Below are 16202 nucleotides of genomic sequence, written 5' to 3' on the forward strand. Positions count from 1 at the left end.
CTATTTAGGGACCTACGTCAAATACTATCCTTTTAGGCATTCTATAAATCGATCAATCTCTTCTTTCGGTGTGGCCCAAGAGCATACCAGCCTAATACTCCAGTTCTGATCATCAATCTTTTCCCAACGGAAGAACTCAAATTCTTTTTCCATTTTTTCTATCACAGGAAGAGGGAAAATAGGGAAAATCTGGTTCGTATAGGAGGTAAACTGCATAGAATAACCTAGTTGATTAATCTGCTCCTGAAGCTTTGATGCCATTTTATTGGCATGTTCTGCTAATTCCAGGTACAGATTATTTTGGAACAAAGTTAAGAACTGTAGACCAATAATTCGCCCTTTGGCCAACATGGCTCCCCGTTGTTTGATGAGATAACGGAACTCCTCTCTCACTCCGGGGTGACTAAGAAACAAGGCTTCCCCCAGTAAGGCTCCATTCTTAGTTCCTCCAAAGTAAAAGGCATCACTATATTCGGCTAAATCCTTCAGGGTCACGTCATTATGAGAGGAAGCAAGAGCTGAACCTAATCGTGCTCCATCAACGAATAAGTATAAGCCCTTAGCTTGGCAGTAATGATGAATATCTAATAATTCGGAACGGGAATACAATGTTCCCATTTCCGTAGGCTGGGATATATAAACAAGCTTAGGTTTTACCATATGCTCAAAATAATGTTCTTCCATAATATCTTCTATTTGATCGGGATAGATCTTACCGTCTCGAGGGGCTCTGGTAAGGATTTTATGCCCTGTGGCTTCAATAGCTCCTGTCTCATGGGTATAAATGTGTCCTGAATCTGCACTAATGACAGCTTCATGAGGACGGAGAAAGGATGAGATAACTAATAGATTGGTTAAGGTTCCACCAGCAATAAAGTGTACATCTCCCTCTTGGGTCTGTGCTTCCTTCTTCAACAGTTGAGCTGCTTCTTCACAGTAGGGATCTTCCCCATAACCGGGGGCTTGCACATAGTTAGTATCGACTAAGGCTTGAAGGATGGAGGGATGTGCCCCTTCGGAGTAATCATTCTTAAAACTATACATGTTTCTATCATGTCAGAAATCTCAAAAAAGACAAAGACCTCATAGAGTTCTAACATTATTCAAGTTAGAATTATGATTATGGAAAACTGGATAATTGATGACATCATGAATGGCCTTCAAAGTGGAAGATACGATGTGGAGGAACCACTCCCATCAGAACACACAATGTGTGCCCGTTACTCTGTCCCCCGGATAACAGTCAGAAATGCCTATAATCGTCTGGAGGATCAAGGGATTGTTGTCAGCCGTCAAGGAAAAGGACGTTATTTAACCCCTTCAAAAACTCCCGTACATCTTGATCTCTGGACAGGAAGTAGTTTCTCGGAAAAGCTAATGTCTCAAGGGTTAGAACTGGATAATCGCATTCTCATACAAAAATCCTGTGACTACGATAGGGATATATGGAAACGTTTGGACCTGGATGGAAAAGAGGAGCAGGTTTATCACATCGCCATTATCAGAATGATTGAAGATAGTCCCATTGCCATTCATCACAGTTATTTGCCTATTAAATACTTTCCCCTTGTAGAAGAGGAGGCTCCTACTATTAAAAGTATGTTTCGCTATTTTACAACAAATGGATATACTGAACTGAAGGCCGTTTCTGTGACCATGGAATTGAGCCTCCCCACTAGTGAAGAACAGGAGCTTCTATGCTGTCCCCCCTTGATTCCTTTACTAGTTTTAGAGAATTGTACCCATTCCAAAGAAGTAACACCTCTCCAGTATACAAGAATACTTTACCGGGGGGACCGATTTAAGTATCACATCAATTAATCAATCCTTAACATGACTCAAACAAGTTTAATCTTATTTTAATAATTCTTAACTTGGCAACAAGTTAGAATCCTTATCATGAAAGATAAATGGACATTAACGAGTTATCGGACTCGAATACTCATCAAGGATAAAAGCGGATTAGCCCTGAATCTGGCTCAGGAAGTAGAAGACCTTTATCCCATTGTTGTCCTTCAGGCTCCTCAGGAAGGGCTTGTCATGGTGAAGCTCAGGGAAAAAGCACGACAAAGTCAATTCTATCTGGGTGAAGTTGTCGTAACAGAGACCAAAGTTCAGATAGAAGAACAATTAGGGCTGGGGATTGTAAAAGGGCATGATGAAAACTTATCCAAAGCCTTAGCCATCATAGATGCCGCCTATAAAGCTGGACTTCCTATAACCAGGAATTGGCAGGATGCTTTCATTCAGGCAGATAATCTCATAAAAGAACGACAACAGGAAGAGATAAGCCTACTGGCTCAGACTAAAGTTAATTTTCAATCCATGATGGAGGAGGATTATCTATGAGGACTATTGACCCTGTTCATCATACCCAGAAAGTGTACCGTCAATTAGTCAAAGCATTTAGCTTTCCAGGTAGAATATATACCCTTGGGATCGATGATAAGATCACCACGACAAAGGATGACATGGTACTCCTATTAGGATGTACACTCCTCGATCAAGGGGTATTGGTATCCCTGGTGGGAAGTTATGATGACACCTTTCTTCATCAGTTGACTCATATGAAAAGAACTACCAAGGAAAAGGCGGATTTCCTGTTTGTTCTCAATCAGGAGATAAAGGAAGAGGCTTCTCTTTGCTTTACTGCAGCGAAGAAGGGGAGTGAATTGAATCCCCATGAAGGAGCTACGATTCTCCTCTCCATAGAAGATCTTTCCCTTTTAGCAGAAACACTTCCTACAGAATCCCATTATCAATTATCAGGTCCGGGAATAAAAGATGTCGTCCAATGGAAGCCCCTTCCTTTTCTGGAATGTTGGATACCGGAACGAAACAAAGCCTGTTCTTATTTTCCCTTAGGAGTAGATGTTCTCCTTTTTGACCAATATGGACGTCTTTGTGGACTACCAAGAACCACAACCATTAGCTATATCAATAAGGAGGTAAACTGATGGCCTATGTTGCTGTAAGAGGGGGACGCGAAGCTATAGAAAGTTCTTTACTCAGGCGCGAGGTCCTTCGTGTTCAGTCCGCTGTGCTTCTGGAGGTAGAAGCCATACAAGGAGGAATGAAGTCGCTCATAGATCAAGTCATGTCTGAAGCCAGTCTCTACGATAGGGAATTAGCCGCTTTGGCCATTAAACAGGGACAAGGGAGTCCTGAAGAAGCTGTTTTCCTATTGAGAGCTTACCGCTCTACCGTCCCTCGGCTTTATACAACAAAAGAACTTAATACAGATTCCCTGTTTATACAAAGACGAATATCAGCGGCTTTTAAAGATATCCCCGGTGGGCAGTTATTAGGATCCTCACCTGATTATTCCCAGCGTCTCCTTGATTTTTCCCTTATTGAAGAAAGGGTTCCAGACTTAAAAGCATTGCTTTCTCTCTATCAACGGGAAAGTTCTGGTTCTGCCATCCCAAAGGATTGGATCTATCCCAAAGTCGTAGATTATCTGCGCAAAGAAGGCCTCCTCAAAGATTTTCCTTTGGATCGTACCCTTCCAAAAGATGTTACAACAGCTTCAATCAGCTTCCCTACATCGCGATCTGAACGATTACAAGTATTAACAAGAGGACAGACAGGGGCTGTAACCTCTTTAGGTTATGCCTCTCTAAGAGGATTCGGAGGAGGAGCCCTCCATCCCACAGTAGGTGAGTTACGGGTAGGGCTTTTGCCCCTCTATATCGATGATCCCTATGAAGAAACCTCAGAGGACAGGGAATACTACATAGGGGATATTGAAATATCTGAAGTGGAGACCCTCATTCCTGTTACCAAATCCTTGGGACAGGGGCAGGAAGAGCTAGAGTTTGAACTGGGCTATGGTATTTGCTACGGCCAGAATGAAACCAAAGTGATAGCCATGAGTCTACTCGATCATAATCTAGAGACTAAAGATATCCGCTATCCTACTCATCAGGAAGAGTTTGTTCTCCTTCACATTGATTCTGTAGAAGCCACAGGATTTATATCCCATCTAAAGCTTCCCCATTACGTAACTTTCCAATCCAAATTAGAAGCTCTACGGAGGGTAAGAAAATCAGGAGGGTCCCAGGAATGAGTTTAGCCGGTAAAAAACACCATTATGCCTTCTTTGATGAATCCTCCAAGAAGGTTATTAGAAGAGCTGCTTTGAAAGCTATAGCCATCCCGGGATACCAAGTTCCCTTTCCCAGCAGGGAAATGCCCATAGCCAGAGGTTGGGGGACAGGTGGTTTACAATTAACCTTATCCCTTATAGGTAAAGGGGATACTCTTAAAGTTATCGATCAGGGGGCAGACGATTCTGTTAATGCGGTCAATATCAAAAAACTAATCACCCAAACCACAACGGACATTGAAGTAACTACCCATACAAAGAAGGCTACTTTGATACAATCGCGCCATAGAATCCCCGAAATAGAACTGGAGGAAGAGCAAATCATGATCCTTCAAGTCCCTATTCCTGAACCACTACGGAGCATTGAACCTTCAGAAGGAAAAACAAAAATCCTCCACAGTGAACAAGAGTATTCAGGGGCCTTTCTAAGCCTCTTTGAAGAAATCGTTAAAACAGGGGACATGACAACAGGAGCCGATCATCCTGTCATGGTCCAGAATCGGTATGTTATGGCTCCCAGTCCCATCCCCCGCTATGACAATAACAGACTTCATGAGAGTAAGAATCTCTTCCTTTTTGGAGCAGGGCGGGAAAAGAAAATCTATGCGGTTCCCCCTTATACAAAAGTCGAAAGTCTCGGTTTTGAGGATGTTCCTTTCAAAGCAGAAGAATTCAAAGATAAAACCTGTCGCCTCTGTGGGGCTCAAAATGTGTTTATGGATGAGCTAGTTGATACAGAAACAAATCAAACCTACTACCAGTGTAATGACACAAGCTATTGTCAGGAACGGCAGGATTCCTCAAAGGAGGTGCTCCTTGGCTAATGAATCAAAGCCTCTCTTATCTATAAGAAATTTGAATAAACAATTTGGTACAGGATGTTCCTATTGCCACAGCCATAAAGAGGGACTGGACCATAATTACTGTCCCCGCTGTGGGACGGTTTATGCCTTACAGAATGTCAATTTCGATCTCTATCCTCAGGAAATCCTTGGGATCGTCGGTGAATCGGGCAGTGGAAAGTCGACACTAATGCAATGTTTGTATTTTGATCAATATCCCCAGCAAGGGAATTATCACTTTCAGGGAGAAGAGTATACCAACCTCTTTGAGGCTCCCCGAAGAGAACAACGTCGTTTACGGAATGAGAAGTTCGGAATGATCTATCAAAATCCCCTTAGAGGATTACGGATGAACTATTCCTCCTTATCCAACATAGGGGAGAACCTGATTGCTGCCGGATGGCGAAATGTAGAATCCATGACTAATCGGGCAGAGTTTTTACTAGACCAGGTCAAGATCGCCTCCTTCCGTATGAAAGAATCTCCTTCCCACTTCTCAGGGGGAATGCAACAGAGGGTGCAGATAGCCAAAGCCTTATCAAACAACCCTCCAGTTCTCTTTCTGGATGAGGTTACCACAGGATTAGACCTATCAGTTCAGGCAAAAGTTCTGGATTTGATAAAAGAAATTCAACGGGAATACAAAGTAAGCATGCTCCTTGTCTCCCATGATTTATCTGTGGTCAAAATGTTAGCTGACAGAGCGTTAGTCATGCTCAATGGTCAAGTCATTGAAGAAGGCTTAACAGATCAGATATTAGAAGATCCCCAACACCAGTACACACAGGAACTGGTTCATTCCCTACTATGAGGTTTTATAATGAAAACAATATTGAAAGGTCATATCGTCACTCCCCACAAAGTACTTCCTGATCATTTACTGATAATGGAAGAGGGACACATTACTGAGATTAAAGCTTGCCGTAATGATTTTCCAGATTCCTATATTGATACCCAGGGATCCTATATTCTTCCTGGACTAATTGATGTTCACTCTGATTATATCGAGCAGATTGCCGCTCCGCGACCATCAAGTGTTATGGATTTTTCGATAGCTCTCAAAGAAGCAGAGAGAAACTTAATAGGACAGGGAATTACCACCATGTATCATAGCCTGTCCTTTTATCAAAGCTGGAAGTTTGATGACAAGGTTATCCGACAAGCCTCTCATACCAGACGTTTTGTTGAACTCATTGATCGTCTCCGCCGGAAGAACAGTCTCATCCGTCACCGCTTTCATGCTCGTTTTGAGATAGACAGCTTAGATAGGGTCGAAGAGCTGGAAGATTATATTAAGTCTGACATGGTGCATCTACTCTCCTTCATGGATCATACCCCCGGTCAGGGGCAGTATAGAAACCTGGAAGTCTATAAGAAATTCATCAAAGGGTATCGCAAGCTATCAGAAGAAGAAGCTGATGAAGTGATAAAGCGAACCCAAACAGCACAGAAGCTGCCTATCACTGCTATACAGGAATTAGCTCAACTAGCGATCAGTCGGGGCGTTCCTGTAGCCAGTCATGATGATGATACGATTGATAAGTTACATTTGAATAAGGAATTATCTCTTAATATATCTGAGTTTCCCATTACTATGGAAGTCGCAAAAGAAGCGCGACGTCTAGGTTTTTACACTGTCGCTGGTGCTCCCAATATTCTCTTGGGAGGAAGTCATTCCGGGAATCTTTCAGCCGCGGAAGCTATCTTAGAGGGGGCTATCGATACCCTCTGTAGTGACTATTATCCTGCGGCTATGATCCATTGTATCTTCAAGCTTCATGATGACTATGGCTTATCCCTCCCAGAGGCTTTGAATCTTGTCTCCCTGAATCCTGCAAAAGCAGTTGGTTTGGAGGATCGCTTAGGTTCCCTGGAAGCAGGAAAAGAAGCGGATGTACTTGTTCTTCATCTTAATGATGAAAAGCTCCCTCTCATTACCTCTGTGTATGTTCAAGGGCAGCTTAAATACCAAACCCATTATTAACGAGGAAGCACAATGAAGATATTAAAGGAAGAGCATCCCTCTGTTGGGGCTGATTCTGTTTTAAGCAAAGTCGTAACAGGGGCTTATGTCGATATTGGAGAGCAAAACCATATCGATCACAGTGTCATTGGCGATTATTCCTATACAGGACCTTGGTGCATCATTCAGAATACCCACATTGGAAAATTCAGTAATATTGCTGCTATGGTACGTATTGGCCCAACAGACCATCCTATGGAAAGACCAAGTCAGCATCACTTTACCTATAGGCGTCAGTTATTTGGATTAAGGGATACTAATGATGATACTTTCTTTCAAAAGCGAAGGGAACGTATCACGACCATAGGTCATGATAGCTGGATCGGACACGGTGCCATTATCCTTCCGGAAATCAACATAGGTATTGGATCGGTCATTGGCGCAGGTTCTGTAGTGACAAAAGATGTCCCCCCCTATGGGATCGTCGTGGGGAATCCTGCCCGTTTCATTCGCCACCGTTTTGATCCCTCCCAGATAGAACAGCTCCTTTCCATTCAATGGTGGGATTGGTCCCATGATTGTCTAAAGGAACGATTGGAGGATTTTTCCCTGCCTATCCAGGAGTTTATTCACAAGTACCAAAACAATAACAGGAGCCACTCATGAATCAAGCTTTATTACATATCCAAGAGGTGAGCAAATCTTTTTACCTTCATGATCATAACAAAAGCATAGAAGGTTGTCGTGATATTAATATATCCCTTTATCCCGGTGAGTTTGTAGGTATTACGGGTAAGAGTGGAAGCGGCAAATCAACCATCCTCAAACTCATCTATGGAACCTATATCCCTCAGAAAGGGAGCATTTTATATGACAGTGAGGCCTATGGGATGGTGAATCTTTATGAACTGAGCCATCGTCAGAGGATCTTCCTTCGTCAGTATGAAATAGGTTATGTTAGTCAGTTTCTTCAGGTTGTTCCCAGGACTACCGCTTTAACCATCTTAATTCAAGCAGGAAGGGAAAAAGGATTATCCCATAAGGATAGTGAAGTGAGAGCTATAGAACTATTAACCCATTTTGAATTATCAGAAGAATTATGGGACTCTTATCCCGCAACCTTTTCAGGTGGAGAAAAACTAAGACTGAATATAGCCCGGGCTATGGTAAAAGAACCGCGATTACTCCTTCTGGATGAACCAACAGCTTCCCTGGATCATCATTCCAAAGGAAAGGTCAGATCTCTTATTGCCCAGCTCAAGGAAAGGGGGACCACCATGTTGGGTATCTTCCATGATCTAGAGTTCATGGAAGGCTTATGTGATAGGGAACATCATATGAGCCAGGGACAAATGGAGGCCTTATGTTAATCGATTTGCACCTCCATTCCTGGGTCTCCGATGGCAGTTATTCTCCTCGTAACTTAATGAAATTGGCACAAGAGAGGGGAATTGCTGCTTTATCCCTGACAGATCACGACACAGTAGAGCACCAGGGGGAAAATGAAAGCATGGCGAGTCGCTTCAACTTACTCTATCTCAGGGGTATTGAAATATCCGCCTTTGATCCCGATACGGGACGAAAGGTTCATATCTTAGGATATCAGTATAACCGGAATCCCTATCATATTCAGGACCTATGTTCTGCTACTCTTAAGAAAAGACATAATAATACTTTGGAGCAAATACAAATCATTCAGGCTCAAGGATATCCTGTCACTGTACAGGAAGTAGAAGATAAAGCTTACTGTCTGAATTCCCATTCCAGATGTTTGTACAAACAACACATTATGGCTGTACTTAAAGATAAGAAAATAACCACAGAGATCTACTCTGATCTGTATAGGGAACTTTTTAAGTCAGGAGGGATAGCTGCCCGGGATATCTCTTATGTAACATATCACGATGCCATTGCTGCCATTAAGGCTGATGGAGGAATCCCTGTCTTAGCTCATCCTGGACAATCAGCTGTCTATGACTTAGTTCCCCATATGGTTTACTTAGGATTACAAGGGATTGAATTAGCCCATCCTGATCATAGTTCTGATGACTATAAAAAGGTAAGGGCATTAGCCAATGAATATGACCTTATCTGTACAGGAGGAAGTGATTTTCATGGCGAATACGGCAAGGAAGATGCCCTGGGATTAATGACTGTTCCTCCTGGTGATTGGGAGATTTTAAAGAAAAACTGTTTAAACTTTAACTAGCTTAATTTGATTCTAATATTATCTGAACCTTCCTTTAATACCCATTAGGTAGAGTGACTCATGAAAAATTGAATGAGGAGAATGACGTGAAAAAAATCGTGTCTATTTTACTTGTGGCTTTAAGTTTAACCATGGGGCTCTATGCCAATGGCGGTCAAGAAAGCTCAAATGATGAATTAGTATGGGTATGGTATCCCAATGAATCTACTCCTGAGTTTGCTGAAACTCGTACAGAATTAATACGTATTGTATCAGAAGCATTGGGAAGACCTATCAAGGAACAGTTAACAACAGATTATGCCATTGCTATCGAAGCCTTAGTTAATGAAAATGCAGCCTTTTCATGGTTTGGTGGAGAAGGTTATGTTCAGGCCCATGCCCGTGAAAAAGCTGTATTACCTTTAGTTGTGAACACAGGAAACTCAGGTACTCTATCAGATGCCAAGTATTACTCCATGTTAGGAACCCTTCTTGAAAACACGGATCAGTATAAAATTGGTGGAGACTATAACCTGGATACACTAAAACAAAAGAAGTTCTCCTTTGTTTCTAACTCCTCTACTAGTGGCTTCCGTGTCCCTTCCAGTATCATTAGTAAAAACTTCAATGTAACAGCAGATGACCTTCTCGAAGGTGGCTCTGATAAGGTATTTGCCCAGGTTCTTTTTGGTGGTTCCCACCAGGGATCTTTGATGAATGTTTTGACTGGTAAAGCTGATATTGGTGCTTTTTGTAACTCCTGTGTTAATGAATATGTATCCTGGGAACAAGGTTCTTATGATGATCCCCAAGCTGGTGATATTCTGGTAGTTAAAGATGGTGCTGATGCTCCGTTTGATCAAGAAGCGGGTAAAAAGGTACGATTGATTGCTACTGTTCCTGTTCTTAATGCTCCCTTGGTTGTTAATACTAATCTCGTTACACCAGAAGAAGTTGCTAAGGTACAACAAGTCCTTATGTCTTCAGAAGTATACAACAATAAACTTCTCTTTGCTCCTAAAGGATCTGACATTAAAGCTCTATTTCGGGCCGGGCAAAAGTTTGCCACAGTGGAAGATTCCTGGTACGACCCTATTCGTAAATTAAGCGGTATGAAGTAAGTTGATTGTTTAGGGCATTCAGTCCGGGCCTACGCCCAGGGCTGGATGCCTTTGTTTCTTTATAATAGGGGATAATATATGGCACTTTTGGAAGTGAATGATTTAACTAAGTACTACAAAGATGTACTGGCACTTAATAAAATAAATATTGATATTACAAAGGGTGAGTTTGTCTCAGTCATCGGTCCTTCAGGATCAGGAAAGACAACCTTTATCCGCTGCATTAACCGTCTCATTGATTCCTCTGATGGACAGATCTTATTTGATGATCAGAACATGCTAAGCCTCAAGGGACATAAATTACGAAAGGCCCGGGCCAAAATAGGTATGATTTTCCAACACTATAATCTGGTAACCCGTTTGACAGTGATTGAGAATGTTCTTCATGGGCGGCTAGGTTATAAATCCACCATTGAAGGGGTCCTGGGGATCTATTCAGAACAGGAGAAGCAAATGGCTATGGAGGTGCTGGCTCTTGTAGGATTGGAAGATTATGCCTATAGACGTTGTGATCAATTGTCCGGAGGGCAAATGCAACGGGTAGGGATAGCACGGGCTTTGGTTCAAGAGCCTTTATTATTGTTATGTGATGAACCTATATCATCCCTGGATCCGGGATCAGCTAAGATCGTTATGGATTATATTCGTAAAGTCCAACAGGAATATGGGATAACCACCCTGGTCAATTTACATCAGGTAGAAGTGGCTAAGACCTATTCAGACAGGATCCTTGGATTCAATAAGGGGAACCTTGTCTTTGATGGAACCCCACCGGAATTAGACAATGAGTCTATCTATAATATCTACGGGACAGAGGCATATGAACTCATCAATTAATCAGTTCTTTCTTACTCAGAAGATAAGAGCCCTGGCTTTATTTACTCTAATGGTTCTTGTTGTCTTTGTGACAGCAGGTATTACAGATTTTAGCTTTACAAAAGCCCTTTACTCTCTACCGAAGGTTATTGTCTGGATATTCTCTAATATGATTCCAGGTCAAGCAGCTCTTGCTAAGCTCCCTAACATACTGGATAAATTAGTAGATACGATCTTAATGTCCATTATGGCCTCTACCGTATCTGCTGTGTTTGCTTTGGTTTTTGCCCTATTAGGTGCAGGGACCACGAGACCTAATAAAGGGGTGGCTTATATCTCCAGACTTATAGCCTCCATTAATAGAAATATTCCTGTTGCCGCTTGGGCCATGATACTCCTTTTGACCTTTGGTCAAAGTGTGTTTACAGGTTTTTTGGCTTTGTTTTTCTACTCCTTCGGTTTTCTGACCCGTGTTTTTATGGAAACCATAGAAGAAGCCTCTGCTCAATCTGTTAAAGCTCTAACTGCTGCTGGAGCTGATAGCTTATCCATTATCGCTCAGTCGGTTATACCCGCCAGTATGCCTCAGTTGGTGAGCTGGATCTTGTACATGATAGAACATAATATTCGTTCTGCTACCCTGGTTGGATTATTAACTGGTTCCGGTATCGGATTTATCTTCAGTTTGTATTACAAAAGCCTCCAATACCAGGCGGCTGCCTTAGTCGTTATAAGTATTGTCGTGATCGTTCTACTGATTGAAACCCTGTCCAATTATCTCAGGAGGGTAATCCTATGATAACAGATCAGAAAGCCCCTAAAATTGTGGTTCATAAAAGGTCTCTCCCTCAGACTTATCTTGGTTTAACTCTCTTAGTGTTAGTGCTGGTCACCATCTATGGTTTTGTGAAGATAGATACTCAAGATGTTCCTATGGGTGAGGCTACGATCAAAACAATCCAATACTTTTGGACTATGTTTACCAGTCCAAGGGGGGTAGCCTCCCATTTTGGAGTCAAAGAAAGCAGTACTGTCCTTATACTATTGGCAGGGCTAAAACAGGTAGGTATAACCTTAGCTCTCGCTTTTCTAACAACTCTCATTGGGGGAGTGGTATCTTTATTTCTCGGTTTACTGGCCGCACAAAATCTATCAACTCCTTTTATCAGTAATGTTGTGAAAACCATAGTGGCCTTAATGCGATCGGTTCCTACAGTTCTCTGGGTGTTGATATTTGCCATAGGAGCCGGTTTGGGATCGGTTGCTGCTGTAATCGGAATGAGCTTTCATACGGTTGGGTATTTGCTTAAAGCTTATTCGGAATCTTTTGAAGAACTGGATGAAGGGGTCATTGAAGCCTTAAAAGCTTCAGGGGCAACCTGGTTCCAAATCGTGTTTCAAGCTGTCTTTCCTACGGCTATATCCTATATTTTATCCTGGACTTTCATTCGCTTTGAGATCAACTTTGCTGTGGCTGTTGCTATGGGGGCTGCTGCAGGAGCTGGTGGTATCGGATACAATTTGTTCATGTCATCAGGCTATTTTTATGATATTCGGGAGATCGGTTTTATCACCTATCTTATCCTCGTCGTTGCTTTTATTATGGAATACTTTGCCACAGGTCTAAAGGAACGTTATCATCTTCAGAACTAAAACATAACTTTGGTCTAAGCAATTCAATGGAATGCTTAGACCAAAGGAGTGGTTTGCTTAGACCAAATGGCTACTTTGCTTAGACCAAAGTATCGATTTGCTTACAATCATTTGTTAGTGTATAAACTTTAGTCTCACTAAAAAATAGGTAAGAAATTGTCCGTATCTCGTTGACTTAATGAACAATACGTTTTAAACCGTCCCTATGAGAGTATTTGAAAAATCCAAAAAACTAGACGAAGTCTGTTACGATATTAGAGGTCCCGTTCTTCAAGCAGCGAAAAGATTAGAAGAGGAAGGGTATCGTGTTTTAAAGCTTAACACAGGTAATCCTGCCCCCTTTGGTTTTGATGCTCCTGAAGAGTTAATTCATGATGTAATAAGGAACTTACCAGAAGCCCAAGGGTACTGCGATTCCAAGGGCTTGTTTTCGGCCCGCAAAGCGATCATGCAGGATTGCCAGAAGAAAGGCCTTCTGGATGTAGGTATTGAAGACATCTACATTGGTAATGGGGTCAGTGAATTGATCACCATGTCTATGCAGGGATTGCTGAATAATGGAGATGAACTTCTGGTTCCTTCTCCAGACTATCCTTTATGGACAGCGGCTGCCACTCTATCAGGGGGAAAAGTAGTTCACTACATCTGTGATGAACAGGCAGAGTGGATGCCTGATCCAGATGATATCCGTAAAAAAGTGACGGATCGAACTGTAGGTATTGTCTTAATCAATCCTAACAACCCTACAGGGGCTGTGTATTCTAAGGAACTTCTGGAAGAAATTCTGGAGATTGCCAGAGAGCATAGCCTGATTGTATTCAGTGATGAGATCTACGAAAAGATCGTCTTTGATGATGTGAAACATACTTCGATAGCTACTCTATGTGATGATGTTCCTATTGTCACCTTTAATGGTTTGTCTAAAGCATATAGAGCGGCTGGATTCCGTTCAGGATGGATGTACCTTACAGGTCCCCGTTATATGACTGGTGGTTATCGAGAAGGTTTGGATATTCTGTCCAATATGCGTCTATGTTCTAATGTTCCCACCCAGTTTGCAATACAAACTTCTCTTGGGGGTTATCAAAGTATTAATGACCTGGTGAATCCAGGGGGACGGTTAAAGGAACAAAGAGACCTGGGCTGGAAGATGTTGAATGATATTCCTGGTGTGTCCTGTGTTAAGCCTAAGGGAGCTCTTTACTTCTTTCCTAAGCTTGATGATAGATTCAACATTAAGGATGATATGCAGTTTGCCTTAGATTTTCTCCTGGAGAAGAAAATCCTTATTGTACAGGGAACAGGTTTTAACTGGAAGTCACCGGATCACTTCCGTGTGGTCTTCCTTCCCGGTCAAACTGACTTGACCACGGCTATAGGGCGCTTAGGGGAGTTTTTGGAGCATTATCGACAGTAAAGGATTAAAGATTGTGAGTGTTTTTGCCAAAAATGAAGGGGAGAGGTTATGACTTGAAGTACTGTTATTCATTGGTTTTAATGCTTGCCATTACTAATCTTTTAGCTGCTGTCGATATATACCAGGATGGTATTCCTTCCCAATTCGGCCGGGCAGATGATAGAAGTATGACACTAACAAGGACTATGGATAGTTTCCAGCGTTCCGAGTCCCTTAAAGCCCCCGGGATGGGGATTCAGACGGCAGTAGTTCTTGATCAGCAGGTAGGGGATTTTCTAATGGCATCCCTTGATAAGGGGCCTATGGAAGGAGAGGGATTTCGAATCTATCATCAGGAAGGTCTAATTGGGATTAATGATGAGCGTTATAGCCTTCATATCCTCTTTAGTTTGTCCAAAGCTGACGAGGATATTCAGAACGTTGTAACTAACTTCTATGAGGATGATCCCTACTGGAAGGGGGCTGTTCTCGAACGATATCGTACTAATTACGTTATCAAAATATGGGAGGGGGACGGAGCCATCGGCCATGATAGGGGGGACCTTCGCTTTTCAGAGGCTATGATATTGGCGACCTTGCTGGGTGACAACAGTCAATGGCTCTGGGGAATCCACGATGGAGAAGCATATCTCTATGCTCTTTTGACCCAGTGGTATAAGTACAATGAGAATACTCCTGCAACAAGAGGGATGAGCTTACCTTATCCTAATGATGGTACAGCCATTCCGGGGTTCCTGGATCCTAACAATGTATTTATCCCCTTAGAAGAGAAACTTCCTTAAACAAAATAAAAATTCTTAATGTCTATTTAATACTTCTTCTGTTAAAGTATTTCTATGATACAAGTGCTAGCTGTTGATGATGATGAAGTAAGTCTTGCGCTCATACGCAAGGCGATGGAAACCAAAGGCTATAATGTTGATACTTATTTACAGGGGCGACATGCTATCAATGCCTTGGAACATACCAATTATGATGTAATTATATCTGATCTGATGATGCCCGATATGGATGGAGAGCTGTTCCTTCAGGAAGCCCGCAAATACTCTCCTACCACTCCTTTTATCTTCCTTACTGCCAAGAAATCTACTAAAACAGCGGTAAAAGTTTTAAAAATGGGGGCGGATGATTATTTGGAGAAACCCCTTAAGGGGGCTGAGCTCCTGGAAGATGTCGACCGCATTCTAAAAAGAAAAATGGAAGAGAACTTTATCCGTAAGAATCATGAGGAATACATCATGGATCAATACGATAAGTTAGGGCTCTTCTCCTGGAAGGATTTATACCGTTCCAAGGATGTGACCCAAACCAATCGTATTATGGGTATTCTATCCCGTAATATGGGACAAGGGGGGGGATTCTATTGGTTGGATATGCTCAAAGAGGAAATCAACAACCAGGATCAAAGTTTTGATGAATTGATCGTTAGTAAGAAGGTCCTAGAATTGGTTGTAGAATCAGCTGATTATATGAAGAAGATCATTAATGATTTAGATGCCATATCACGCTTGGCCCATGAAGATATTCAGGTAAAATCTTATCCTTTGGACGAGGTGACCAAGGGAATAGAACAATATTTTAAGGATGAGTTATTTCCCATATTAGCAGAACATCAGCGTTCTATTAGTTTGAATCCCCTTAAACTCGGTCAAAGTCATACTTTAGCTGTGAATCGGGAGTCATTAGCTACTATATTCAAAGAACTTTTATGTAATGCCATAAAGTACTCCCCTGAAGATGGTAAGATTCTGTTCCTGTCTAATATTCGGCATGAGGGAAGTGAATCCTATGTGGAGTATAGCTTCTGGAATCCTCCCAAGAACACTGTTACTAGAGATGATAATGGACAAGCTATCTATGGGATTCCCTATGAGTATAGTGAGGCTGTGTTTGAGTTGTTTTATACCTTTGAGAGTTTTCCTGTCAAAATTCCTGAGGAAGAGTGGTCTCAAGGGGCTGGTTTATTTGTGGTGAAACAAATGGTACAAAAGATGGGAGGGGATGTGAGAGCTCGTAATATGATTATGCACCTACCGGAAGGTAAAGTGCCTTATGTCAGGGTTACTTTGCTGTTTCCCCTGTCCTGAAGAAGGC

At 42.0% G+C, this 16202-nt stretch carries 18 protein-coding genes; 17 read left to right on the forward strand and 1 reads right to left on the reverse strand.

Going from position 1 to position 16202, the window contains the following annotated elements:
* Positions 1–24 precede the first annotated feature (24 nt).
* Positions 25–1044 (reverse strand): threonine aldolase family protein, encoded by a 1020-nt coding sequence (locus tag K345_RS0117435; RefSeq protein ID WP_028975250.1) that lies wholly within the window; start codon positions 1042–1044, stop codon positions 25–27.
* A gap of 78 nt (positions 1045–1122) precedes the next feature.
* On the opposite strand from K345_RS0117435, the gene K345_RS0117440 reads away from it, so the two are divergent.
* The 17 genes from K345_RS0117440 (at position 1123) to K345_RS0117520 (ending at position 16195) form a co-directional block, all read left to right on the forward strand.
* Positions 1123–1821: a GntR family transcriptional regulator gene (locus K345_RS0117440; RefSeq protein WP_169714836.1), complete on the forward strand. Its 699-nt coding sequence runs from the start codon at positions 1123–1125 to the stop codon at positions 1819–1821.
* A 78-nt stretch (positions 1822–1899) separates the two neighbouring features.
* Entirely contained in the window at positions 1900–2349 is a 450-nt protein-coding gene (phnG, locus tag K345_RS0117445; protein WP_028975252.1) for a phosphonate C-P lyase system protein PhnG, read from the forward strand.
* The gene (gene phnH, locus K345_RS0117450) at positions 2346–2957 is read left to right on the forward strand and encodes a phosphonate C-P lyase system protein PhnH (protein ID WP_028975253.1); all 612 of its coding nucleotides are present in this window, start codon (positions 2346–2348) and stop codon (positions 2955–2957) included. Before phnG ends, phnH begins: the two co-directional genes overlap by 4 nt.
* A complete protein-coding gene (locus K345_RS0117455; RefSeq protein ID WP_028975254.1) occupies positions 2957–4069 on the forward strand; it encodes a carbon-phosphorus lyase complex subunit PhnI in 1113 nt (370 codons plus the stop codon). Before phnH ends, K345_RS0117455 begins: the two co-directional genes overlap by 1 nt.
* Complete coding sequence (locus K345_RS0117460) at positions 4066–4932, forward strand: alpha-D-ribose 1-methylphosphonate 5-phosphate C-P-lyase PhnJ (protein ID WP_028975255.1); 867 nt, start codon at positions 4066–4068, stop codon at positions 4930–4932. Before K345_RS0117455 ends, K345_RS0117460 begins: the two co-directional genes overlap by 4 nt.
* On the forward strand, positions 4925–5761 hold the full coding sequence (locus K345_RS0117465; RefSeq protein ID WP_028975256.1) for an ATP-binding cassette domain-containing protein: 837 nt from the start codon (positions 4925–4927) through the stop codon (positions 5759–5761). Before K345_RS0117460 ends, K345_RS0117465 begins: the two co-directional genes overlap by 8 nt.
* A 9-nt stretch (positions 5762–5770) precedes the next feature.
* Positions 5771–6934 carry a phosphonate metabolism protein PhnM gene (gene phnM, locus K345_RS0117470; protein WP_028975257.1) on the forward strand — a complete coding sequence of 388 codons (1164 nt, stop codon included), beginning with the start codon at positions 5771–5773 and terminating at the stop codon, positions 6932–6934.
* Between the two features lie 12 nt (positions 6935–6946).
* Positions 6947–7579, forward strand: a complete 633-nt coding sequence (locus K345_RS0117475) for an LbetaH domain-containing protein (RefSeq protein ID WP_028975258.1) — start codon at positions 6947–6949, stop codon at positions 7577–7579.
* Positions 7576–8283: a phosphonate C-P lyase system protein PhnL gene (locus K345_RS0117480; protein WP_028975259.1), complete on the forward strand. Its 708-nt coding sequence runs from the start codon at positions 7576–7578 to the stop codon at positions 8281–8283. The genes K345_RS0117475 and K345_RS0117480 overlap by 4 nt, the downstream gene beginning before the upstream one ends.
* Positions 8277–9122 carry a PHP domain-containing protein gene (locus tag K345_RS21720; protein WP_037573059.1) on the forward strand — a complete coding sequence of 282 codons (846 nt, stop codon included), beginning with the start codon at positions 8277–8279 and terminating at the stop codon, positions 9120–9122. Before K345_RS0117480 ends, K345_RS21720 begins: the two co-directional genes overlap by 7 nt.
* An 86-nt stretch (positions 9123–9208) precedes the next feature.
* Entirely contained in the window at positions 9209–10222 is a 1014-nt protein-coding gene (locus K345_RS0117490; RefSeq protein WP_028975260.1) for a PhnD/SsuA/transferrin family substrate-binding protein, read from the forward strand.
* 78 nt (positions 10223–10300) lie between these two features.
* Positions 10301–11059: a phosphonate ABC transporter ATP-binding protein gene (gene phnC / locus K345_RS0117495; RefSeq protein WP_028975261.1), complete on the forward strand. Its 759-nt coding sequence runs from the start codon at positions 10301–10303 to the stop codon at positions 11057–11059.
* Positions 11043–11837: an ABC transporter permease subunit gene (locus K345_RS0117500; RefSeq protein WP_028975262.1), complete on the forward strand. Its 795-nt coding sequence runs from the start codon at positions 11043–11045 to the stop codon at positions 11835–11837. Before phnC ends, K345_RS0117500 begins: the two co-directional genes overlap by 17 nt.
* Positions 11834–12691: a PhnE/PtxC family ABC transporter permease gene (locus tag K345_RS0117505; RefSeq protein ID WP_028975263.1), complete on the forward strand. Its 858-nt coding sequence runs from the start codon at positions 11834–11836 to the stop codon at positions 12689–12691. The genes K345_RS0117500 and K345_RS0117505 overlap by 4 nt, the downstream gene beginning before the upstream one ends.
* Positions 12692–12896: 205 nt before the next feature.
* The gene (locus K345_RS0117510; RefSeq protein ID WP_028975264.1) at positions 12897–14108 is read left to right on the forward strand and encodes a pyridoxal phosphate-dependent aminotransferase; all 1212 of its coding nucleotides are present in this window, start codon (positions 12897–12899) and stop codon (positions 14106–14108) included.
* A 53-nt stretch (positions 14109–14161) separates the two neighbouring features.
* Positions 14162–14890: a hypothetical protein gene (locus K345_RS0117515; protein ID WP_156888459.1), complete on the forward strand. Its 729-nt coding sequence runs from the start codon at positions 14162–14164 to the stop codon at positions 14888–14890.
* A 54-nt stretch (positions 14891–14944) separates the two neighbouring features.
* Positions 14945–16195 carry a hybrid sensor histidine kinase/response regulator gene (locus tag K345_RS0117520; protein ID WP_028975266.1) on the forward strand — a complete coding sequence of 417 codons (1251 nt, stop codon included), beginning with the start codon at positions 14945–14947 and terminating at the stop codon, positions 16193–16195.
* The last annotated feature ends 7 nt before the right edge of the window (positions 16196–16202 follow it).

Source organism: Spirochaeta cellobiosiphila DSM 17781 (assembly GCF_000426705.1).
Classification (GTDB): domain Bacteria; phylum Spirochaetota; class Spirochaetia; order DSM-17781; family DSM-17781; genus Spirochaeta_E; species Spirochaeta_E cellobiosiphila.